Origin of the sequence: Zhongshania sp., assembly GCF_029212375.1 — a bacterium.
Classification (GTDB): domain Bacteria; phylum Pseudomonadota; class Gammaproteobacteria; order Pseudomonadales; family Spongiibacteraceae; genus Spongiibacter.
Window position 1 is genome coordinate 1 of the sequence record NZ_JARGNU010000018.1, and the last position, 23,516, is coordinate 23,516.

General features: G+C 51.9%; 17 protein-coding genes. 7 read left to right on the forward strand and 10 right to left on the reverse strand.

Going from position 1 to position 23,516, the window contains the following annotated elements; genetic code table 11:
• Positions 1 to 125 precede the first annotated feature (125 nt).
• The gene (locus P1U47_RS15345) at positions 126 to 2,429 is read right to left on the reverse strand and encodes a DUF6351 family protein (RefSeq protein WP_301030088.1); all 2,304 of its coding nucleotides are present in this window, start codon (positions 2,427 to 2,429) and stop codon (positions 126 to 128) included.
• A 344-nt stretch (positions 2,430 to 2,773) separates the two neighbouring features.
• Here P1U47_RS15345 and P1U47_RS15350 point away from each other — a divergent pair, with 344 nt between their 5' ends.
• Positions 2,774 to 3,616 carry a helix-turn-helix domain-containing protein gene (locus P1U47_RS15350; protein WP_301030089.1) on the forward strand — a complete coding sequence of 281 codons (843 nt, stop codon included), beginning with the start codon at positions 2,774 to 2,776 and terminating at the stop codon, positions 3,614 to 3,616.
• 18 nt (positions 3,617 to 3,634) lie between these two features.
• Here the strand turns inward: P1U47_RS15350 and aceK are convergent, their stop codons facing one another.
• The 5 genes from aceK to P1U47_RS15375 all read right to left on the reverse strand — a co-directional run bounded on the left by aceK (position 3,635) and on the right by P1U47_RS15375 (position 9,555).
• The gene (gene aceK, locus P1U47_RS15355) at positions 3,635 to 5,368 is read right to left on the reverse strand and encodes a bifunctional isocitrate dehydrogenase kinase/phosphatase (protein WP_301030090.1); all 1,734 of its coding nucleotides are present in this window, start codon (positions 5,366 to 5,368) and stop codon (positions 3,635 to 3,637) included.
• Between the two features lie 136 nt (positions 5,369 to 5,504).
• The gene (locus P1U47_RS15360) at positions 5,505 to 6,539 is read right to left on the reverse strand and encodes an LLM class F420-dependent oxidoreductase (protein WP_301030091.1); all 1,035 of its coding nucleotides are present in this window, start codon (positions 6,537 to 6,539) and stop codon (positions 5,505 to 5,507) included.
• Positions 6,540 to 6,599: 60 nt separating this feature from the next.
• Positions 6,600 to 7,088, reverse strand: coding sequence for a ribonuclease E activity regulator RraA (gene rraA / locus P1U47_RS15365; protein ID WP_301030092.1), 489 nt, complete (start codon positions 7,086 to 7,088; stop codon positions 6,600 to 6,602).
• Positions 7,089 to 7,188: 100 nt separating this feature from the next.
• Positions 7,189 to 7,752, reverse strand: coding sequence for a hypothetical protein (locus tag P1U47_RS15370; RefSeq protein ID WP_301030093.1), 564 nt, complete (start codon positions 7,750 to 7,752; stop codon positions 7,189 to 7,191).
• Positions 7,753 to 7,956: 204 nt separating this feature from the next.
• Positions 7,957 to 9,555, reverse strand: coding sequence for an isocitrate lyase (locus P1U47_RS15375; RefSeq protein ID WP_301030094.1), 1,599 nt, complete (start codon positions 9,553 to 9,555; stop codon positions 7,957 to 7,959).
• A 371-nt stretch (positions 9,556 to 9,926) separates the two neighbouring features.
• Here P1U47_RS15375 and P1U47_RS15380 point away from each other — a divergent pair, with 371 nt between their 5' ends.
• The 6 genes from P1U47_RS15380 to P1U47_RS15405 all read left to right on the forward strand — a co-directional run bounded on the left by P1U47_RS15380 (position 9,927) and on the right by P1U47_RS15405 (position 18,939).
• Entirely contained in the window at positions 9,927 to 12,113 is a 2,187-nt protein-coding gene (locus tag P1U47_RS15380; RefSeq protein ID WP_301030095.1) for a malate synthase G, read from the forward strand.
• A gap of 225 nt (positions 12,114 to 12,338) precedes the next feature.
• Positions 12,339 to 13,286 (forward strand): LysR family transcriptional regulator, encoded by a 948-nt coding sequence (locus P1U47_RS15385; RefSeq protein WP_301030096.1) that lies wholly within the window; start codon positions 12,339 to 12,341, stop codon positions 13,284 to 13,286.
• A gap of 167 nt (positions 13,287 to 13,453) precedes the next feature.
• Complete coding sequence (locus P1U47_RS15390; RefSeq protein ID WP_301030097.1) at positions 13,454 to 13,939, forward strand: peptidylprolyl isomerase; 486 nt, start codon at positions 13,454 to 13,456, stop codon at positions 13,937 to 13,939.
• Between the two features lie 216 nt (positions 13,940 to 14,155).
• Positions 14,156 to 15,886, forward strand: a complete 1,731-nt coding sequence (locus P1U47_RS15395) for an HAD-IIB family hydrolase (RefSeq protein ID WP_301030098.1) — start codon at positions 14,156 to 14,158, stop codon at positions 15,884 to 15,886.
• A 45-nt stretch (positions 15,887 to 15,931) separates the two neighbouring features.
• Entirely contained in the window at positions 15,932 to 17,155 is a 1,224-nt protein-coding gene (locus P1U47_RS15400) for a glycosyl transferase (protein WP_301030099.1), read from the forward strand.
• Positions 17,155 to 18,939, forward strand: a complete 1,785-nt coding sequence (locus P1U47_RS15405; protein WP_301030100.1) for an alpha-amylase family glycosyl hydrolase — start codon at positions 17,155 to 17,157, stop codon at positions 18,937 to 18,939. The genes P1U47_RS15400 and P1U47_RS15405 overlap by 1 nt, the downstream gene beginning before the upstream one ends.
• Before the next feature lie 7 nt (positions 18,940 to 18,946).
• Here P1U47_RS15405 and acs read toward each other — a convergent pair whose 3' ends face one another.
• From acs to panB, 4 genes are all read right to left on the reverse strand, one after another.
• Entirely contained in the window at positions 18,947 to 20,884 is a 1,938-nt protein-coding gene (acs, locus tag P1U47_RS15410; protein ID WP_301030101.1) for an acetate--CoA ligase, read from the reverse strand.
• Between the two features lie 262 nt (positions 20,885 to 21,146).
• Positions 21,147 to 21,527, reverse strand: coding sequence for an aspartate 1-decarboxylase (gene panD, locus P1U47_RS15415; RefSeq protein ID WP_301030102.1), 381 nt, complete (start codon positions 21,525 to 21,527; stop codon positions 21,147 to 21,149).
• A gap of 33 nt (positions 21,528 to 21,560) precedes the next feature.
• The gene (gene panC / locus P1U47_RS15420) at positions 21,561 to 22,445 is read right to left on the reverse strand and encodes a pantoate--beta-alanine ligase (protein WP_301030103.1); all 885 of its coding nucleotides are present in this window, start codon (positions 22,443 to 22,445) and stop codon (positions 21,561 to 21,563) included.
• 269 nt (positions 22,446 to 22,714) lie between these two features.
• Positions 22,715 to 23,506: a 3-methyl-2-oxobutanoate hydroxymethyltransferase gene (gene panB, locus P1U47_RS15425; protein WP_301030104.1), complete on the reverse strand. Its 792-nt coding sequence runs from the start codon at positions 23,504 to 23,506 to the stop codon at positions 22,715 to 22,717.
• Positions 23,507 to 23,516: the final 10 nt, after the last annotated feature.

The window sequence follows — 23,516 nt, forward strand, 5'->3', positions numbered from 1 at the left end:
AGCTACTGCCGCATAATTGGCGGCCGTAGGCAACGTGGGTTTGCCGGACGCTTACGAAATCCTGAGTTTAGAGTGGGCAGCTTGCCTTTAAAATTCCATTGTCTCAGTTATTTGCGTGTTGGGTTTTAGGGCTGCTGCCAGCTTGGCTCCCATGTTTTAGAAAATGCGGGGCTTGCCCAGCCGACGGGGAAATTGGCCGGCGTCATTTGCTCGCCGCCGGTAATAACATCGCCTTTTTCGTCTTGATACTTTAGCCATGTTACCGTGCGCTGCCACGCCAACGGACGTTTAGACCAATCACAAACGCCAGTCGCAAAGGTTTGCTCCAATACTAGCCAGTCGGCCTCTTGCCACAGGGTATTGCCCAGTCCGTAATTGTCGGTGCGGCTAAAGGGCTTCAATTGGCATTGTATTTGATCGCCATACTTATCGGCCCCTGCTTGGGTGCGAGGTGTGCCAAATACCGTCATCAATTCTTCTGGGCACATTTGGCCGGGTACGCCGCTGCACTGGTCCTGCACGCTTGCAGGTTTATTCACAATGATTTTTTGTGCTAGTGGCGTAACACTGGTATCCGCCTCAATGGCATCTAACCACGAGGCCATGGCTACCAAAGATTGATTCATGTAATTAAGGTCGCCGACCAAGGCGGTGAGGCCACCCCAGTGAACAAAGTTGTCGCGGTGACCAAATTCACGTTCAAGGCGCCAGCGCACCCAATAGCCGTGCACCGCGTCGTGCGCCGCGCCGGGATCTGGGCCAGTCATATTGATAATCGGCACGGTATCCATATTCACTACGGTATTCAAAATGCCGGTCCGGTAGGCATTGGGCAGCGCTGGGTAATCTGCCTTCATACGGCCTGCTGTCACATTCAAGCTCGGGTCTAAGCCGCCGATATTTGTGTTCAAGGCTAAAAATTGTGCAGGACTTATAGTGCCCTGTTGCAGAGGGACTAAGCCGTACTGTACGCCTTCGTTACCCAATGGGAAGCCGGCAAAACCATAGCCAAGATCTTTTTCAATTTGTGACCAGCGGTCGCTCAGCGGATCGGCAGCAGGGACGCGCTCGCGCTCACCAACCATATTTTCCATAAAGCTAATTACATCGCAGCGCACGCCGCCGGGATTGGTGTCTTGATCAAAGCGCTCTTCAGCGCTCACGCCGCCGCAGGCAGATGCGGGGTCTACTGCCTCGCCAAACAGCGCGGTGTCAGCCACCGTGGCATTAACAATACCGTTCACGTGACCGTAAATTTCGTTTTGTTGGGGTATAGCATAGACAGTGCCATCGCGAGAGGTTGGCGCCACAGGATTATCGGCGGTAATACCAAAGTAGCGCAGCAGCATATGGTAGTCGGCAAACTGGGTCGCGGTGCTCATTACATCAGGGTAAGTACAGGTGGTTAACAAGCCCTGATACAAGCCAGGGTATGCATTGGCAATCATGTTTTGGGTAATTGCGCCGCCAGAGCAACCTGTGCCTACGGTGTAACGCAACTCGCCATACTGTTCAATAAAATGCTCTTTGGCCATCATTAGCGATTCTGCTTGATAGCTCAAATTGCAATTGTGCCCTAAGTTTAACTGCGCGGTAGAGAGTACCGACCAGCCCATGCTCAGGGCGGTAATATACGATTGTTCGATGAGCGGGTTGCCTGGAATCGTGCCGGCGTAGTCATCAGTGGGCGGCGAATCGGTGTCGTGGTCGCCTCGGCAATTGCCACCGTGGGTAACTAATAAGCGACGATTCCACTGGGATTGTGGCTGTATTGCGGTCCAGTCTTCACCAGTTTTGTGCAAAGTAAAAATACTGTACTGATCGCGCGCCTGATAGCCATTTTCCTGACGCACAATAAATGGCAGCGTCTCACCCGTATCAGTCGTGGTGGTGGCGACATCGGCGGCTGGATTTTCGGGGTCATATGGCTGTAAGCCGCTTAGCGTCGGGTTGGTCGACTTGTATAGCCAGAGATATTCCACTTGTTGGTTGCAATCCTCGTCGTCAGCGCCATCTTGACACTTCCAAGGCTGAATATGCGGCCCAGTAAAAACAGGGCCACCCGAGGGGTGGTTGATTACGGTAATGCTATTGCCGATATTTGCGCTGATAGTGTTTTCGCCGAGGCTTAAGCCTTCCACCAGGCCTAGTAAGCGCAGTGGGTTGCTTGTGGTGGCTTGTAGCGTGCTGCTTACATCAACATTATTGAGGCGAAGGGTCAGATCTTCGGCGGCTTGAGCGTCCTTTAGTAGGACCTCAATTAATACATCGCCTGCCGATACGAGGTCGGGGCGGTTTGAGAGCACCTGCACGATCGCTCGATCGCTGGCCGGCCCCGTATGAGGAGGCTGAGCGCGGCTATTGCTTGAGCTGCCGCCGCAGGCGGCTAGCATTAGGGTGGCCGCAATGGCGAGAATTTTTGTATTCACGGTAATACTCCTCTGAGCGCTAGCTAATCGCGGTTTTTATGCGCACCACAACTATGGCACTTTGATTAGTTTTTGTGTAGTTATAAATGTTTACACCTAAAACAAGTGTAGCTTGCTATTAACAGAGCGGCTGTGGTTAATGGCTGAAAGTGCATAACAAGTGATTTTGGTGTGGGGTTGGCAAGGCCTAAAAAGCCGTTGTTATAACGAGTCTGGTGAGCTGACTCTGGGGCTCAAAATTGCGCTAACCTTTTAGGTAGTATTTATTTTGAGTACGGTGCAATTTGATTCATTCTTTCAGATACTTGGTACAGTCAGTTCAAAAATATAATATGGAAAGGGTCTTGGCTAAGTACATAGGGAATGCTTTGTTTGGTGCAACGTTACGACAATGTCGAAAGCAGCGAAATTTTTCGCAGCAATTTGTTGCCTCAGCGGCGGGCATTTCAAGTCGTCACCTCAGTTTTGTCGAGTGCAACAAGACGGGTGTTAGCCGTAAAACTTTAGCGCGCATTTTTACCGTATTAGAATTGCCCCCGAGCCAAGAAGAGATGTTATTGCAATTGGCGGGCTTTGCTTCGCGGCAGTCAGCGTATAATGAAATAAATTTAAATGAAGCATTACCTCGGCCTATACAGCAAGTTTTAGATGTATACAGCCCGTATCCCGCATATTTACTTGATCGGCAACTCAATATTGTGTCGATGAATACAGTGTCTAAGTTGTATTTGGAGTATTTTGAAATTAATTTAAAATACTTTAAAGGCAAACCTAATTTATTGTTGTCGGTCGTTGACCAAAGTAGTCTCAAGCCTTATTTTTTTAATTGGCACGAAGTGGTTAAGAGCATGATTTGGCGCTTGCGCAATCATGCTCGGCGGGCTCCAGAGGTCGAAGTATTTGAACATTTGGAACGCGAAGCTACAGCCAGTGAGGATGTGCGTGAGGCCTTGCGTCTTGAACCCAATGAACGGGCGCTACATGGCATTAATAATATTTTAATTGGTGGTGCCGCAAGAAGTGTGGAGTTTACTCATATCACCAGCAGCTTTCACGGGCCGATTAGTAATGGCCATTCCCCACGGTTTTTTGTTGAATCCTTTATACCCTCTAACGAAAAATCCGCGCTGCTTTTTGAGCAGTGTATTGCGGATCTTCCGACGCGTACATCGAATAAGAAGTTTTGATTGAGCGGCTGGGTGTGATTACAGCATTGCGCGCTGCTGAAACCGCTGCTTTTTCCGATAGGGGAATACATCGGCAACATAGCCGTTGCGAATTGTTTCCTGCAGGCCCTGCCAGTAGGCTGGGTCGTAGAGGTCACTGTGCAGCGAATCAAACACCTTCTTGGCGCGCTGGTTGCCAGAGAAGAATAGGCGAAACTCCTCAGGAAAAACATCTTCCGGATTAACCTCATACCAAGGCTGAGTCGCCATGGCTTGCTCATCATTTTTGGGCTCGGGCAGTTTTCTAAAATTACAGTCGGTGAGTGGGCATATTTCATCGTAGTCGTAAAACACCACGCGGCCGTGACGGGTTACCCCAAAGTTTTTCAGTAGCATATCGCCGGGGAAAATATTACCAGCGGCTAATTGTTTAATGGCATTGCCGTATTCGCCCATCACGCTTTCAAGCTGCTGTTCGTCGCAGTCTTTGAGATAGAGGTTGAGGGGCACCATTTTACGTTCTACATAGACGTGCTTGAGCAGCAATGCGTTGCCACTTACGCTGACTTTTGATGGCGCTTCTTTTTCTAGCTCGGCAATGAGTTCGTCGGAAAAGCGGCGGCGGTCAAAGGCGAGGTTATTAAACTCTTGGGTGTCGGCCATGCGTCCGCCGCGGTCCCAGCGCTTTACCAAGCTATAGCATTTGCGCACATGTTCTTGGCTCATGTCTTTGGGTGGCGTGAAGCGATCCTTAATAACCTTATATACATAGCCAAAGTCGGGGCGGGTAAATACCAGCATGACCATACCCTTTATACCGGGGGCAATGATATAGGGCGACTCGCTATTGGCGGTCTCGTTGACGGCAAAACGGAAAAACTCGGTTTTGCCGTGCTTGGGCATGCCGATGGCAATATAGAGTTCAAAGATTTCTTTGTGGGGCATTAGGCGGTGTAAGAAAGCGATGTACTCAGATGGAATGGACGTGTCCACCATAAAGTAGCTGCGACTAAAGCTGAACAATATTGAGATGTCGTCGGGGTCGGATAGCACCGTGTCGACAAAAATCGAGTTGTTTTCGCTGTGCAATATCGGCAGTACAAAGGGCATGCTGAAATCGCCGCTCACAATGCGGCCGACTAAATAGGCCGCCTTATTGCGAAAAAACAATGACTCGAGGGTTTCAACGTAAATCTCTTTACTGCGATCGCGGATTTTGGGAATCAATTCGGCGTTTACCACGTTCATGATAAATCCAATATCGCGGTCGAGGTTTTCCCAAGGGATATTGAATTCGCAGTCATTTAACAGTGAGCGGGCGATGTCGGCGGCGTTGTCGCCGTCAAAACGGTAGCGACGAAGTATGGACTCGGTGGAGGCGGGGGTGCAGTGCTCTACTGAGCTGAGCGCAAACGTATGCACATCGCGAATTTTTTCATGTTTAAAGACATAGCAGTATATGGAGTTGAAGAATGACTGGGCTATTTCGTAGTTGTCGTGATTCTGGATTAGCTCAGCGTACTCTTGTTTGGCAATCTCCCAGTTATCGCGGTCTTCGACACTACCGCCGGTAATTGTGTAGGCGGCTTCGGCGACAATCGACCGTTTTTGTTTCCACAAATCTAGGCGATCGCGCATGGCTTTTTGGGCGCCGTGCCAGTCTGCCGCCTCGAAGCGCGCTTGGGCGCCAAGGGTGATGTTTTTGTATTCGGCAAAAAAGGCGTCAAAGCCATTGAGTATGGCCATTGCGAGGCGGCGGGTTACTGCGGTCATTTGTGGTTCCTAGGTGTGTTGCTGGTTGCTTGGTATGGCGAGGAGACGCTTGCCGAGAGACGGTAGATGCAAATGCTGCCAGATTTTCGCGAGGTCTTTGCGTTTCCTGTCTCCCAGTAAGCCTCTCCCGCTTCCACTAAAGGAAACAATCCGCCATGACTTCCATTGCGTCGGGCTGCTGACAGTTTAACAGCATGGTATTAATTTCGCCTCGGCTAGATGCGGCATTCCAGTCTTTGGCGCGTTCGCGTATTCGCGCTTCGGGGCCAACAAGGGCAACTTCGTCAACAAGGGCGTCGGGCACGGCCGCGCGTGCTTCGTCCTTTTTGCCAGCTAAGTAAAGGTCTTGAATTTTTTCGGCGTCGTCGCCATAGCCCATTCGGCTTGCGTAATCGGTATAAAAGTTTTTGCCTTTGGCGCCCATGCCGCCGATATACAGCGCTAGGAAGTCTTTGATAAAGGCGCGGCAGCCGTCGAGGTTGTCGTCCATAATGACGCCAACAAAGGGTGCGACGTCGAAGTCAGCTTTGCTGCGGCCACTTTTTTGCAGGCCTTTTTCAATGCTGGGTTCCAAAACCGAGTATTTTTCTGGGCTCATCCACACTGGAAACACGCCGTCGGCCACTTCGGCGGAAGCGCTCACCCCGGCGGGTGTGATCGATGCAGTGTAAATAGGAATGTTAGGGTCGCCGTGCAGTATCGATTTTAGTGGCTTGCCTAGTCCGGTAGCGCCAGGGCCTTTATAGGGCATTTGGTACATGCCGCCGTCGAATTCTACTGGGCCTTTGCGTTCGAAAATCTGTTTCATGATTTGAATGTATTCGCGGGTGCGAGTGACGGGTTTACCGTAGGGCACCCCATGCCAGCCTTCTACCACTTGCGGGCCGGATGCGCCGAGACCGACGATGAAGCGACCGCCAGAGAGTTGGTCTAAGCTCATGGCGGTCATTGCCGCCATGGCCGGTGTGCGCGCCGGCATTTGCATAATGGCGGTACCGACTTTGATTTTGTTGGTAAGGGCTAAAATCCACGCGGCAGGGGTAACGGCGTCGGAGCCATAGGCTTCTGCTGTCCACACCGAATCAAAGCCGAGTAACTCCGCTTGCCTAACGGCGTCCATCGGCAGCGCGAGCTTTGCCCCAGAGTAGCCCAGTAATAATCCAAGTTTCATTGTCTGTTCCTTATTATTGGTTTTCGACAGTGCTAAGTCTTATTAGACCCTAGTAGATTATTAGCTATTTGTCAGGGGCTGGGCGGCCACAATAACGCCGCTTAGGTCGGCGTAGAGGTGCTCTCCTGGGCTGAGCGTGGTGCCGCCAAATTCGAGTGCAATATTGCAGCGGCCGTCACCAAGCTTTTCTGTTTTGCGGGGTACGCTACCCAAGGCCATGATACCGATGGGCATATTGGCGAGCTCTTCAACGTCGCGCAGATAGCCGTAAATTACGATGCCGCGCCAGCCGTTGTCGGCGGCCGCGCGGGCGAGGTTGTCGCCCAGCAGTGAGCGCCGTGGGGAGGCGCCGCCATCAACCACTAGCACGCGATCTTTACCGGGTTCTTTAACCATCTCGGCGACTTTGGAGTTGTCTTCAAAGCATTTAATGGTCGCGATCTCGCCCCAGAAATGCTGCTTACCACCGTAGTGGCGGAAATTGCCTTCGAGTACGCGAACTTTGTCGCCATGTTCGTCGCAGAGGTCGGGGGTGGATATTGTAATCATAGTAACTCCTACTGTGCCTGATGGTGGGCGAACAATGGAAAAAGGGGAAACTGCTAAGCCTTTTTGCCTCTCGCGTCTAGCATTGGTCAAACGGGTTCATTTATCCAGTAATGATGTCTAGGTATGAAACATTAATATCGGTATTAAGATATGCCATACCTAATACATTTAAGTAGGCTAAGCGGTCGGCTGTCATTAGGTCTATATTGGGTATGTCAAAACCACTTTCTTGATAAATATGGGCGAGATAAGCCATATAATCTTCACCTTCTTTTAGCAGCAGTAAGCTCGCGGCTCCAACATCAGGCTTTACTTTAGCGTTTAGTTCTTCTGGCAGGTTTACGGCAAACACGACGGCGTGCTCGTCACCTTCAACGCGCACGCTGCGGTTTCGCACGGCTTGCAGGGCCCAGTAAAAAGCCAGCTCTTTGCTTTGGGTTAAAAATACCGGCTCTATCGATTCAGTGTAGCTATTGCCGATCGTGGCCATGGTCTTTTTTGCAGCGCGCTTAAGTACTTGGTCGCCAGAGCGTTTCAGGCCCTGTGCTTTGATTGAATCGACTAGCGCCGATGAGGTGCCGTGATACCAGACATTGCTTGAGGCAAAGCCATGTTCATTTAACAACGCTTTAGCGTCTTTAAGATAAGCAGGTGTATCAGCCATATTCGAAATCACTCAATTGTTTGAGGTGGTAAGCATTTGGAATTCTAGCGTAAAAAGCTATTCAATACTTTTGCTAGGATCGTTAGCGGTCACTCTATTTCAGTTGTAAAAAAGGCGACACCTTTTGCAAGGAGTCGCCTTTTGGTACTGCGATAACGGTGCCCTAGTTATACAAGTGTATTCACCAGGGTAACCGCTTGCAGCTTAGTTGAACTGGTTAGAGGTGTTCTTCGCGCCACCTGCTTTCAGTGCAAGCTCGCCAGCGTAGTATTCTTTGTGATCGTCACCCATGTCTGAACCTGACATGTTCTGGTGCTTAACACAGGCAATACCCTGGCGGATTTCTTTACGCTGTACGCCGGCAACATAACCCAGCATACCTTGCTCACCGAAGTACTCTTTTGCGAGGTTGTCAGTAGACAGCGCCGCAGTGTGGTAAGTCGGCAGAGTGATTAGGTGATGGAACACGTTCGCTTCACGGGCAGTATCTGCTTGGAAAGTTCTGATGCGATCATCAGCAACGGCAGCCAATTCAGTTTCGTCGTATTCGGCTGACATGAGGTTCGCACGATCGTAAGCAGATACGTCTTTACCTTCAGCAGTCCAAGTGTCAAAAGTTTGCTGACGGAAGTTCAGTGTCCAGTTGAAAGAAGGCGAGTTGTTGTAAACCAACTTCGCATCTGGGTGAACTTTACGAACTTCGTCCATCATGCCTTTGATTTCGTGAACAGTTGGAACCGCAGTTTCAATCCACAGCAGGTCAGCGCCGGCGTTAATAGCTTCGATACAATCGAATACGCAACGCTCGTGGCCAGTGCCTTCGCGGAATTGGTACAGGCCAGAAGGTAAGCGCTTAGGACGAACCAGCTTGCCGTTACGGTTGAAGCAAACATCGCCTTCAGCCATGTCAGCTACGTCGATTTCTTCAACGTCTAGGAAAGAGTTGTAAACATCGCCCTGATCGCCTGGCTCTTTAACAACGGCGATTTCTTTAGTCAGGCCAGCGCCTTCAGAGTCAGTACGTGCAACGATAACGCCGTTGTCGACACCCAGCTCCAAGAAAGCGTAACGCAATGCGCGCAGCTTATTGTGGAAGTCGGCGTGAGGTACGGTCACTTTGCCGTCTTGGTGGCCGCACTGCTTCTCGTCAGCAACCTGGTTTTCGATCTGCAGGCAGCAAGCGCCAGCTTCGATCATTTGCTTGGCCATCAGGTAAGTCGCTTCAGCGTTACCGAAACCAGCGTCGATATCAGCAACAATCGGCACTACATGAGTAACGTGGTTGTCGATTTGATCTTGAATTTTAGCTTCTTCAGCGGTGTTACCGGCTTCGCGAGCATCATCTAGTGCGCGGAATAGGCCGCCCAGCTCACGTGCATCAGCTTGACGTAGAAAGGTGTACAGCTCGCGTACTAAGTCGGCAACAACCGTTTTTTCATGCATTGATTGGTCAGGCAGAGGACCGAATGAAGAGCGCAGTGCAGCAACCATCCAGCCAGACAGGTACAAGTAGCGACGATCGGTTTTACCATTGAAGTGTTTCTTAATAGAAATCATCTTCTGCTGGCCAATAAAGCCATGCCAGCAACCCAGCGACTGAGTGTATTTGGTCTTGTCTTTGTCGAAGGCAGCCATGTCTGCACGCATGATGTCGGCAGTGTATTTGGCGATGTCTAAACCCGTTTTGAATTTGTTCTGGGCACGCATACGCGCTGCGGATTCTGGGTTAATCGCGTCCCAGCTGCTGCCGCCGGTTTCTTTGAGTGCGGCAACTGCCTGGATGTCTGCTTGTAGAGTTGACATATATGGTCCCTATTTTGTTGCGTTGGGGTGGTTTAATGCTGGCTAGTCTACGCGCGGCGGCTAAATTTTTCTAATTTATAGATTTTATGTCGATTATTTATTTTATGAATGCTGACTGCCTGATTGCTACTAGCAGCTTATCTCGCTACGTAATAATAGCCGTGATAACGAGGGGGTGTTGAATTTCAGCATTGCCATCGCGCAATTTAGATTTATTCATTCACATAAAGAATAGTAACGATAATATGGATAAATTTGCAGAATTATCCCTAGCTGCTAGGATGGTGGTCTACATTGAGGCTTAGTTCAAACAGTGATGCCTCAAATTGCAATGTCTTATACAGAATATATTTAAATCATAAGGAGTGATTATGTCATCGCAGGCCAGTTCTAGGGTGCAGCACGCCGGCTTACAAATTGCCGATGTACTTTATCGTTTGGTCAACGATGAGGTCGCTCCTGGCACGGGCATTAGCCCAACTCAATTTTGGGATGCCATGGCGGCAGTCATTAGAGACCTCGCCCCTAAAAACCGTGCCTTATTAGCTAAGCGCGAGCAGATCCAAGCTCAGATCGACGAATGGCACCGCGCCAATCGCGGTCAGTTCGACGCAGCTAAGTATAAAGCATTCTTAACAGACATTAATTACCTGCTCCCAGAGCCGGCTGATTTTGCGGTTAGCACCGTGAATGTTGATGAGGAAATTGCCAATTTGGCAGGTCCTCAGTTGGTGGTGCCGGTAATGAATGCTCGCTACGCCTTGAATGCCGCCAATGCGCGCTGGGGCAGCCTTTACGATGCGCTATATGGCACTAATGTAATTTCCGAGGCCGATGGTGCTGATAAGGGTGTGGGTTACAACCCAGTGCGCGGCGCCAAAGTTATTGCTTACGCGCGCCAATTTTTGGATAGCAGCGTGCCTTTGGCCAGTGGTAGTCATGCAGATGCCACCCTATATAGCGTTGTAAATGGTGCATTGGCGGTTAGCTTGGCCGACGGCTCTGTTACTGAATTGCAGCAGCCCGAGCAGTTTGTAGGTTTTCTCGGTGCTGCCGCCAGCCCTAGCAATGTTTTGCTGGTGAATAACGGTCTGCACATTGATATTCAAATCGACGACCAACACTCCATTGGCAAGGATGATCCTGCGCGGGTTAAAGATCTGGTACTGGAGTCGGCCCTGACCACTATCCAAGATTGTGAAGATTCGGTCGCGGCAGTAGATGCTGCCGATAAAGTTGAGGTTTATCGCAATTGGCTGGGCTTAATGAAGGGCGATCTTCAGGAAAAGCTCACCAAGGGTGGCAAAGAGCTGGTGCGCACCTTGGTTGCTGATCGCGTGTTTACCGCCGCCGACGGCAGTGAGAAAACCTTGCACGGTCGCAGCTTGTTATTGGTGCGTAATGTTGGTCACTTGATGACCAACGAAGCCATTATTGATGCCGACGGCGTTGAAGTGCCCGAAGGCATTATGGATGCCATGGTCACCGTTTTGGCGGCGATGCACGATCTTAAGCAAACTGGCTCGCTGCGTAATTCGCGCACCGGCAGCGTGTATATTGTTAAACCCAAAATGCACGGCCCAGAAGAAGTGGCCTTTGCTGGCGAATTATTCTCGCGAGTTGAAGACGCTTTTGGTCTGCCGCGTAACACCTTAAAAATTGGCATAATGGATGAGGAGCGCCGCACCACGGTTAACCTTAAAGCGTGTATTGCCGCCGTTCCTGAGCGGGTTATTTTTATTAACACTGGCTTTTTGGATCGCACTGGCGACGAAATTCATACCAGTATGGAAGCCGGCCCGTTTGTGCGCAAGGCGGACATGAAAAAGCAGGCGTGGATTAACGCCTACGAAGATTGGAATGTTGATATTGGTCTGGCCTGTGGCTTAAGCGGCCGCGCTCAAATTGGTAAAGGCATGTGGGCTATGCCCGACGAAATGGCGGCAATGATGGATGCAAAAATTGCACACCCTCAAGCCGGTGCTAACTGCGCTTGGGTGCCGTCGCCCACCGCCGCTACCTTGCATGTTATGCATTACCACCAAGTTAATGTGAAGTCAGTGCAAGCGCAGCTGGCTAGCCGCCAACGCGCGGCACTTGACGATATTTTAAGTATCCCGGTTGCGCAGAACCCCAATTGGAGCGCTGAAGAAATCCAGCAAGAATTGGATAACAACGCCCAGGGCATGCTCGGCTACGTAGTGCGCTGGATCGACGCGGGTGTGGGCTGCTCTAAAGTGCCTGATATCAACGATGTTGGCCTGATGGAAGACCGTGCCACCTTGCGGATCTCCAGCCAGCACATCGCCAACTGGTTGCACCACGGCGTTTGTACGCAAGCCCAAGTGATGGAAACCATCAAACGCATGGCGGCGGTGGTTGACCGCCAAAACGCCGGCGACCCGAGTTACACGCCAATGGCGCCCAATTTTGACGACAACGTGGCTTTCCAAGCCGCCTGTGAGTTGGTGTTTAAAGGCTGCGAACAGCCCAGCGGTTACACCGAGCCAGTCCTTCATCGCCGTCGTATTGAATACAAAGCTCAAGCTAAGGCTTGATCTGTAAACGATTCCTTTCCTGTCAGTGAGGCTTGGCCCGGGTTTTCCGGGCCTTTTTTATTGCGAGGTCGGGTGTCGGAAGTCTGACGCCAGACGAAGGTATTGCGGCCTTTACGTCCGACATCAGGCGTCCGCCGCCAGACCTAATTTGCTGCCGCTGGCAGCAAAGCTTAAAAACGCCCATAATCACGCAAAACTATTAAGCCCTGCGGAGTTATTCTTAGTATGAATCTATCGCGAATCGACCTTAACTTGCTGGTCTACCTTGATGTGTTGCTGCGAGAAAAGAATGTGACCCGCGCCGCGGAGCAGTTGGGTATTACCCAGCCCGCACTGAGCAATGGTCTGCGCCGTTTGCGTGATTTGTTTAATGATCCGCTGCTGGTACGTACTAGCGAGGGTATGACGCCTACTGAGCGAGCGTTGGAGTTGCAGCCTCAAGTGCGGACTATTTTATCTGCGGTAGAGCAGGCGGTACTGCCAGTTTCTGATTTTGAGGTCACGAAGAGTAGTCGTGTCTTTCGGATTATGGCCAGCGACTACGCTGAATCGACTCTGCTGATGCCGCTGCTATTTAAGCTGCGCGATGAAGCCCCTAATATTACCTTGGACGTGCTTACGCCCAGTGATGTGACCTTTCAGGATTTAGAGCAGGGCAAAATTGATATGGCGATCAATCGCTTCGATCGTTTGCCTCAGTCGTTTCATCAGGCCACGGTGTGGCGCGACAGCTTTTCTTGTCTGATGAGTAGTGATAACAAAGCGCTTAATAATTTTGATATGGACGCCTTTTTGGCTGCTCCCCATATTTGGGTGAGCAAGACCGGTATGGGGGTCGGTCGCGGTATGAGTCAGCGCGACAGCCAACGCTTGGGCTGGGTTGATGAAGCCTTGGCAGAGTGCGGTCACGAGCGCCAAATTAGGGTATTTACCCGCCATTACCAGGTGGCGGCGCTATTGGCCAAACACCCCGATCTTATTGCCACCCTGCCAACCCAAGTAGCCAATTTGTACGCCGATGACCCGCGCTTAGCGGCGCGTAAGCCGCCATTTATGATTATTCCTATTGAGCTTAAATTGGCTTGGAGTCCGCTCTTGCAGCACGACCCCGGTCATATTTGGCTGCGCAGGCGCATTGTTGAGGTGGGCGAGGGAATTTCTGGTCGCGCTTAAACTCGGGCATGGCGACAGATTGCCGGGGCTGGCAAGTTTCTCACTTGGGCGTCGATATTGATCGCTAGGCAGCGAATATCGCCAAATACGCAATAATTTTGCCGCTCGGCGTGACCTCGTCGGCCAAAACTGTCATGCTTGTCGGCTTATTTTAACGGGAGGCTCCCATGATTATTGCTAACGATTGCGTAGTGGCTTTTCACTACACCCTGACCGACGAAGCTGGCGTTGAGATTGATACGTCTAAAGGTCAAGAGCCACTGGCCTATCTGCATGGTCACGGCGGTATTATCCCCGGTTTAGAGCGTGAACTGACGGGTAAAACCATTGGCGATGCGATGAAAGTAACTGTTCAGCCAGAAGATGGCTACGGTGAACTGAACCCTGAATTGATCCAAGCGGTACCTCGTGAAGCATTCCAAGGCGTCGATCAAATCGAAGTCGGCATGCAGTTCCAAGCCTCAGGTGCTCAAGGCCAAGTGCAAACTGTTGTCGTTAAAGCGGTTGATGACGAGTCTGTTACTGTTGATGCCAACCACCCTTTGGCCGGTCAGGTATTGCAGTTTGATGTCAGCATTGAAGAAGTGCGTGTTGCCAGCGAAGAAGAGCTTAGCCACGGCCATGTTCACGGCGCCGGCGGTCATCAGCACTGACTGCGAAGGTGTTTTAAAAGAGGCCTAGTGGCCTCTTTTTTTTGCCTGTTGTTTTATCCCTCGGAACTACTTTCTCCCGTCTCACCCTAGGTGGCAAGAAACCTGCTTAGCTCATATTGGTATGCTTGGTAATGGGGCTTACTTGCGGTTGTGTTATAACTAAGCTCTTAAACAAACTACTTAAGAAGTAATTCTATAGGTTATAGGGGGTTTTCTTTGTCTAACGCGGACCTCGCAGCGTTTTTATTGCAGGAGCGTTTGCCGGAGCAGTATCGGCAGCAGATTCACGCCTACTTCATCCCGTTTATAGAGGGTGTGTTGCCGCGTATTCGCGCTGGCGATTTGCGGGTATTGGGTATTCACGGCGCCCAGGGCAGCGGTAAGTCGACCTTGGCCGCGCTTTTACAGTGGTATTTACAGTGTGAGCACGGGATGACGGTTGCGGTGGTGTCCATCGATGACTTTTATCTGCGTCGGGCTGAACGAGAGGTGTTGGCGAAAACCGAGCACCCTTTGCTCCTAACCCGCGGTGTGCCAGGCAGCCACGACGTGGCGCTTGCCAAACAGACCTTGGCGGCCTTATTGGCCCTCAAGTCTGGCCAGTCGCTGGATTTACCGCGCTTTGATAAATCCTGCGACGACCGCGCCCAGCGGTCAGCTTGGCCGCGAATCAGTGGGCCCGTTGACCTCGTTATATTTGAAGGCTGGTGTTTGGGTGCAGAGGCTTGCGAGCCCGCAGCACTGCTGGCGCCGGTGAATGCTTTAGAGTTGGCAGAGGATAGCGACGGGGCTTGGCGTCGTTATGTGAATACCGCGCTCGCTGGTCCGTATCGCGATCTTTTTGCCCAAATTGATTATCTGCTAATGCTGGCGGCGCCCAGTTTTGGCTGTGTGCAGGGCTGGCGGCTTGAGCAAGAACAAAAATTGGCGGCGAAGGTGGATGCGGGTTCCGCCTCGGCATTAATGGATGCGCCGGCCATTCAGCGCTTTATTCAGCACTACCAGCGCATTACCGAGCAATGTTTGCGAGCGCTGCCCCTGCGCGCAGACTGCGTAATGACGATGGCGGCGGATCGTCAGATTAGCGCTGCGCACTATCCACGGCAAGGCGATGACCATGCTGCTGAGACATGCCCAAGCCTTGTGTTTAGTGATTTAGACGGCACCTTGCTCGATCACGACAATTACTCTTTTAGCGCAGCATTGCCAGCCTTGGCACGTTTAGCTGAATTGGGGGTGATTTGGGTACTCAATACCAGCAAGACCCAAGCGGAGTTGCATCAGTTGGCGGCGCAGCTGAATAATCCCTATCCCTTTATTATTGAAAATGGCGCGGCGGTGGTGGTGCCCGCCGGCTGTGATTTGCTGGCCGATGTTGATTTGAGCATAGTAAATGGCCAGCGGGTAAAGGAATTTGCGCCACGCCGCGAACAGATTTTAACGCTATTGCACGGGTGGCGAGCACAGTATGGCTATCAGTTTTCCGGTTTTGCAGACCACGATGCACCAACTTTGTGCAAAATAACGGGTTTAAGTTTACAAGAGGCAGAGTTGGCTCTGCTGCGTGAATATTCTGAGCCTATTCGCTGGGAAGACAGTGACGAGCGCTGGCAGGCGTTTGCGGTGCTGCTGGCTGCGGAGGGCTTGCAGGCACTAAAAGGCGGGCGTTTTATCCATATTATGGGCGCCGCAGATAAGGGGCGGGCGATGGCGTGGCTGGCTTCTTGCTTATACCCATCTGGCCCTGCGCCGCAGCTGATCGCGCTGGGTGACAGCGGCAATGATATTGCCATGTTAGAGCGAGCCGATATTGCTGTGCTGGTGCGTTCACCACATCATTCGCCGCCGCAAATAGTGGCGCCACAGGGAGACTTGCATATTACCGAAGGTTTTGGTCCGGTGGGCTGGAATGAAGCCTTGTTGGATATTTTTGGCGCCGGCGATTAAGCCGAGCCACCACCATGAACGTATGACAATAATATAGGGAAAGTTATGGGTGATTTTTACCAGAACGGTATCATTACTACCTTACACAATTTAATTGACCGGCCGGTGAGTGATATTGAGGCTGAACTGAAGCAGTTTGCTAAGCAGCGGCCAATGGCGCTGATGTTGCCCTCGCTGTTTTCGGAGTTGGAAGGTCCGGCACTGGCTGCGATCATTGATGAAATTGCCAAGGTCGATTATATCGATGAAATTATTATTGGTTTGGATCAGGCCGATGAGGCTCAGTATCGCTACGCCTTGAAATTCTTTAGTCGGCTACCCCAGCGTCACCGCGTGCTGTGGAATGATGGCCCGCGGCTGCGAGCCATTGATGCTCGGCTGCAAAAGCGCGGTCTTTCTCCCGAAGAGCCAGGTAAAGGCCGCAATGTGTGGTATTGTCTTGGCTTTATTCAGGCTTCGGGTCGCGCCGAGGCCATCGCCCTGCACGACTGCGATATTTTGACTTATGACCGTCGCTTGCTTGCGCAATTGTTTTATCCCGTGGCTAATCCGGCCTTTAATTACGAGTTTTGTAAGGGTTATTACGCGCGGGTTGCCGACGGCAAAATCAATGGCCGAGTGAGTCGTTTATTGGTCACGCCGCTGATTCGCTCCTTAAAGAAAATTCTCGGTGGCTCGGATTATCTCGAGTATTTAGACAGCTATCGCTACCCCCTGTCGGGGGAGTTCTCAATGCGCATGGATGTGTTAAATGATCTGCGTATTCCCAGCGACTGGGGCTTAGAGATTGGCGTGCTGTCGGAGATGTACCGCAATTACTCCACCAACCGGCTGTGTCAGGTTGATATTGCAGATGTTTACGATCATAAGCACCAGTCCTTGTCGGCGGCGGATGACGGCAGTGGTCTGTCGAAAATGTCGATTGATATATCCAAAGCGATTTTTCGCAAATTGGCCACTAATGGCGTGGTCTTTAACAGCGAAACCTTCCGCACCATCAAGGCAACCTATTACCGAGTTGCCCTAGATTTTGTCGACAGCTATCGCGCCGACGCGGTGATGAACGGCCTTGATCTAGATTTGCACCGCGAAGAACAAGCGGTCGAGCTATTCGCCCAGAATATTGTGAAAGCCGGCAATATGTTTTTAGAGAACCCCATGGAAACACCGTTTATACCGAGCTGGAATCGGGTAGGCAGCGCCGAGCCAACCTTGCTGGCCGATATGCTGGCCGCGGTGGAGGCTGACAACGAGGAATTCGCACAGTAATGACGGAATTAGGTCCCGAGCAGCATTTACGCACGCGCTTAGCCGCCCATTTAAAGGTTTTATATCCAGACCTTGGTGGCGAGGTGTTAATTGATCAGATGATGGGTGCAATGGCGCTAGACCAGCGCTGCTTTATGCCTGAGGCCCATAAAAACCACTGGGACGAAAGTGATACATTGGTTATCACTTACGGCGACTCAATTCTGCGCGAAGGGGAGTGGCCGCTGCACACCCTGCACGATTTTTTGCGCAGGGAGCTGCGCGGGGTGGTGAGCGGCGTCCATATTTTACCCTTTTACCCTTATAGTTCCGATGATGGTTTCTCGGTGATTAACTACGTGGAAGTGAATCCTTCGCTCGGTGATTGGCAGGACGTGAGTGCGATTGCCCGTGATTTTGATTTAATGGCCGATTTGGTCATAAATCACTGCTCTAGCCGCAGTCTGTGGTTTGAAAATTTTAAGCAGCGCCGCGACCCCGGCCAAGATTATTTTGTAGAGGTCGATCCCAGTGTCGATTTAAGTGCCGTGGTGCGGCCCCGCACCAGCTCTTTGCTAAGCGAGGTGCAAACCCTCGACGGCAAGCGTCATGTTTGGTGTACCTTCAGTCATGACCAAGTTGACCTTAATTTTGAGAATCCCAAGGTGCTATTGGAGTTCATCAAGATTATCCGCCATTACCTCGATATGGGGGTTAGGATTTTTCGTCTCGACGCGGTGGCTTTTCTGTGGAAAATTCCGGGCACCAGCAGTTTAAATTTAGAGCAGACCCACGAGGCGGTGCGCTTGCTACGCAGCTTGATTGAGCACGCGGTGCCAGACGCTATTATTATTACCGAAACCAATATTCCCCTGCGGGAGAATCTGGCGTATTTCGGTAATGCCAATGAAGCGCATATGGTCTACAACTTTTCGCTGCCGCCGCTATTAATTAACACCTTAGTTACCGGTAGCAGCCGCGCTCTAAAAACCTGGATGATGGGTATGCCAGCAGCTCAAGATGGCACCACCTATTTTAATTTTATTGCCTCCCACGACGGCATCGGCCTGCGTCCGGCGGAAGGTTTACTCGGCGACGATGAGATTCAGGCCCTTGTTGGTGTGATGCAAAAAAGCGGCGGCAGAGTGTCGTGGCGAGCCTTGGCCAATGGCGAAAATCGGCCTTATGAAATCAATATCAGTTTGTTCGACGCCATGCGTCGGCGGCTTGATGGCAGTGATAGTGACAATGGTGGCGAGGATGGCTACCAAGAGCAGCGGTTTATCTGTGCCCACGCCCTGATGTTGGCTGTGCAAGGGGTGCCAGCGTTCTACATTCACAGCTTACTGGCCACCGAGAACGATGAAAATCGGGTTTTGCACACCAGTCACAATCGCTCAATCAACCGCCATCAGTGGTCGGCGGATGATCTAGAGGAGCAGCTGGCGACGTCGAGCCACCACGCGCGCATTTTTACCGTGCTTAAAGAGCTCATCGCGCTGCGCTCAACGCAGCCCGCGTTTCATCCCAATGCTGCGCAATACCCGCTGCATCTTGGCGATCAAATTTTTGGTATTCGCCGTGAGACGCGAAGCAAGGATTTACGGTCACCGCAAACCATTGTTGCCCTGTATAACATTAGTGCTGAAGCGCAAACTATTCCCCTGTCAGAGTTAAATCTCGATCCGCGTCTGCAGTGGAAGGATTTACTCAGCGGTGGCCAAGTAATAGGTGATGTGGGCAGTATCAAGCTGCCACCCTACGCCTATTGTTGGTTTCAAGCGTCGGGTGGCGATGGCCGCTAAGGGAGGTTTAGCGGTTTAGGCGGTGCTCAATAAGCTCCTCTACCACGCTGGGGTCGGCTAGGGTCGATATATCGCCAAGGCTGTCGAGTTCATTGGCGGCGATTTTGCGAAGAATCCGGCGCATAATTTTTCCAGAGCGGGTTTTGGGTAAGCCCGGTGCCCATTGAATTAAGTCGGGTTTGGCGATGGGGCCAATTTCTTTAACGCAAAGTGCGATCAGCTCTTTGATTAATTCAGGGCTGCCTTGGACATCGTGCATCAGTGTTACGTACGCATAAATGCCTTGTCCCTTAATGTCGTGGGGGTAGCCAGCCACAGCGGCCTCGGCCACAGCTTCGTGGAGTACCAGCGCACTTTCTATTTCGGCGGTACCCATGCGGTGGCCAGAAATATTCAATACATCGTCAACCCGTCCGGTAATCCAGTAATCGCCATCGGCATCGCGGCGGGCGCCGTCGCCGGTAAAGTAGTAGCCGGGGTGGGTGCTAAAATAGGTTTCGATTAAGCGCTGATGGTCGCCATAAACACTGCGAATCTGGCCGGGCCAAGAGCGTTTAATAACGAGCAGGCCTTCGCCTGGGCCGACGATTTCCTTGTCATCATTATCGAGCAGTGCGGGTTCAACGCCAAAGAAGGGTTTGGTTGCCGAGCCGGGCTTCATGTCGATGGCGCCAGGCAGGGGTGTAAGCATGTGGGCACCGGTTTCAGTCTGCCACCAAGTATCGACGATCGGGCAGCGATGTTCGCCGATTACGCGGTGATACCACTCCCAGGCCTCTGGGTTTATCGGTTCGCCCACCGTGCCAAGCACACGCAGGCTGCTGCGGTCGGTACCGTCCACGTACTCGTCGCCAGCGCCCATTAAAGCGCGCAGCGCGGTAGGCGCGGTGTAGAAAATATTTACCTTGTGTTTGTCGACCACCTGCCAGCACCGCGAGGCGTCGGGGTAGGTGGGCACGCCTTCAAAAAGTAGGGTGGTGGCGCCGTTGGTCAGTGGGCCGTAGACAATATAGCTGTGGCCGGTGATCCAGCCGACATCGGCGGTACACCAAAACACTTCGCCGTCTTTGTAGTCGAAAACGTATTTATGGCTCATGGCCGACTGCAGTAAATAGCCGGCACTGGTGTGCATTACGCCCTTGGGTTTACCGGTGGAGCCGGAGGTGTACAAAATAAAGAGTGGCGTTTCGCTGGGCATGGCGACGGCGGGGCAGTCGCTGCTCGCACTGGCCATCTCGTCGTGATACCAGAGGTCGCGTCCATCCTGCCAGTTAATCTCACCGCCAGTACGTTTCACTACTAAGCACTTTTCAATGCAGGGGCAGTGCTCCAGTGCTAGGTCGGCATTGGCTTTTAATGGGATTTTTTTGCCGCTGCGCAGGCCTTCGTCAGCGGTGATCAACATTTTACAGTCGGCGTTTTGAATACGATCTTTTAGGGCGTCGGGTGAAAAACCGCCGAATATCACCGAATGAATTGCACCGATGCGGGCGCAGGCCAGCATGGCATAGGCCGCTTCGGGAATCATCGGCATATAAAGACAAACTCGGTCGCCCTTGGTGACGCCTTGGGCTTTTAAAACATTGGCGAGTTTACATACTTCTTCGTGTAATTCGCGGTAGCTAATGTGTTTGGATTCACTTGGGTCATCGCCTTCCCAAATGATGGCAGTTTGTTCGGCACGGGTTTCAAGGTGGCGGTCTATACAGTTGTAGGCGACATTGAGTTCGCCGCCCTCAAACCAGCTGGCTTCGCCCTTGCTAAAGTCGTAGCTGTTGACGGTGTGCCAATCTCGATCCCACGTTAAGAAGGCCTTTGCCTGATTTGACCAGAAGGTATCTGGATCCGCGAGGGATTGCTCATACATGGCGTCGTATTGCTCACGGTTGATGTGGGCATCGGCTGCGAAATTATCTGGCACGGGGTGTACATGGACTTTACTCATAGCAGAACTCTCAAATGCGCGATTGTTATCGTTGGACGGCGTGGCGCGTCGAATAGCGGATTTTCAACTTGCAGGATAACGGCTTGGCGGCAGTGATTGAAGCCCCCTACGACTAAAGTCGAGTAAGGATTTCGCTGGGAGTATTTGCTCGGTGGTATTAATAAATTTGGTGCAGGGGTGCCTAGCCATAACTTACTGGTAAATAGCGGGGCGGGAGGGGTGTGCGGGAGTCTCGGCTTGTGGCCGCAGCTCCCGCTCGGGGTCAGGCGACTTGAACGGGGATAGCGTTGCTGGCGTGGCTGACGGTATTGTCTGGGTTCATGTAGATCAGGCGCGGTTTGAAGTTGATAAGTTCAACTTCGGAATACGTAGCATAGGCGCAGATAATAATAATGTCGTCGACATTGGCCTTGTGAGCCGCCGCGCCATTAATCGAAATAATGCCACTATTGTCTTCGCCACGAATAGCATAGGTGGTGAAGCGCTCGCCATTGGTGACGTTGTAAATCTGAATCTGTTCGAACTCACGGATGCCCGACATATCGAGCAATTTACCGTCTATCGCGCAGGATCCTTCATAGTTTAGCACTGCGTGAGTAACGCAGGCTTTATGGAGTTTCGCTTTCAGCATAACGGACTGCATAACGCTGTTCCTTTCTCTTCGGTCGCTGCTGGCTTAATTAGTCGCTAGCATTCCCCAGTCGGCGCTGGAGTTAACGTTCAGGGTGACGTTGTCAATCAGGCGGGTAGTGCCAAGTTTGGCCGCCGCCAGAATTACAACTTCCTCGGTGTCCGCTGTTACTGGACGCAGGGTACGGGAATCGCAAATACTGAAGTAGTCTGCCTCTAAGCCGGCCTGGTTAAGGCTGGTTTTGGCGTGCTGCTCCAGTTTGCAATAACTGTCAAAGCCGCAGGCAATCGCCTCGCGACACTCCTGTAATACCTTGTGCAAAACGGGTGCAATTTGGCGCTGCTCGGCATTGAGATAGCCGTTGCGAGAGCTCAGTGCAAGGCCGTCGTCGGCGCGGGCGGTGGCAACACCAACCACGTCGATCGGCATGCATAAATCGCGCACCATTTTACGGATAACGCTAAGCTGCTGGAAATCCTTTTCACCAAACACCGCGGTGTCTGGTTGCACAATATTCAATAGCTTGGCCACCACGGTGGCAACACCGGTGAAATGACCGGGTCGGCTTGCGCCGCAATGTTCATTAGACAGTTCTGGCACAGATACTTTGCTGTGGCTGTCCATTCCCTCTGGGTAGATTTCGTCTACCTGCGGAAGGAATAAAAACTGCGCGCCTTCGGCAAACAATTTTTCTTTGTCTGCAGCGAGGGTTCGCGGGTAGTTGCTCAGGTCTTCGTTGGCACCGAATTGCAGTGGATTGACGAAAATGCTGACAACCACAATATCGGCATGTTGGCGCGCTCGACGTACCAAGCGCAAGTGGCCTTCATGCAAATTACCCATAGTCGGAACAAAGGCGACGGTTTTACCGGCGCGTTTTCCCGAATTAAGGGCGGCCCTTAATGCTGCGGCTGTGCTGTAAGTTTTCATACCCCTAACTTCCCAATCTCATACTTCGCCGGTTGCGAAGGTAGTTTGCTGTGAAGTCAGTCCGCGCACACCGCGGGCTGGCGACCAAAACACTGGCGTAAAGCCTTTTAAAAAACACTGATGGATTGTTCATAATCTGATCAGTTTGGCCAGTGGCGGGCAAGTATGCCCGAATCGGAATGGCCGTTCAATGCTTTGGTAACAAAAAATTCACGAGATTGTTACCCCGTAAATTGTTCCTCAAGGTAACAGTTTACACCTTTTTGCTATCAGTCAAAACTGTGCTCATCGGCGGGAAAGCTGCCGTCTGCTACGGCGTCATTGTAGCGGCCTAGCGCGTCGCCAATGCTACTGCTGCCTTCAGCAAAGTTGCGAACAAAGCGGGCGGTTTTCTCGGTGACGCCCAAGAGGTCGTGCATAACGAGTACTTGAGCGTCGGTTTCATTGCCTGCGCCAATGCCGATAACGGGGATTTTTAAGGCGCTGCTAATCTCGGCGCCTAATTTACGGGGCACGCACTCGAGTACCAGTAATGCGGCGCCAGCGGCTTCTAGGGCAAGCGCATCGTCGAGGATGGACTGGGCTTGGCTGTCTTCACGGCCTTGCACGCGGTAACCGCCTAGAACGTTGACCGACTGCGGGGTCAGGCCCAGATGGCCGCAAACAGGGATGCCAGCGTGGTTGAGTTGGGTAATGCTAGTGCAGAGCCAGCTGCCGCCTTCAAGTTTGACCATTTGCGCGCCAGCGCGCATCAGTTGGGTGGCGTTGTTTAGGCACTGCTCAGGGGTGTTGTAGCTGCCAAAGGGCATATCGCTAATGATGAGCGGGCGCTGGCAACCGCGGCTTACGCAGGCGGTGTGATAAGCCATGTCGTCAACGGTGACGGGCAGGGTGGAATCGTGACCCTGCAATACCATGCCTAGTGAGTCGCCCACTAAAATGGCATCGATACCGGCTTTTTCGACCAATTTGGCAAAGCTGGCGTCGTAGCAGGTGACGACGGCAAATTTTTGCTGGCTTTGCTTTTTGGCTAGCAAGCTGAGGATGTTGACCTTACTCATAGCGCGCCTC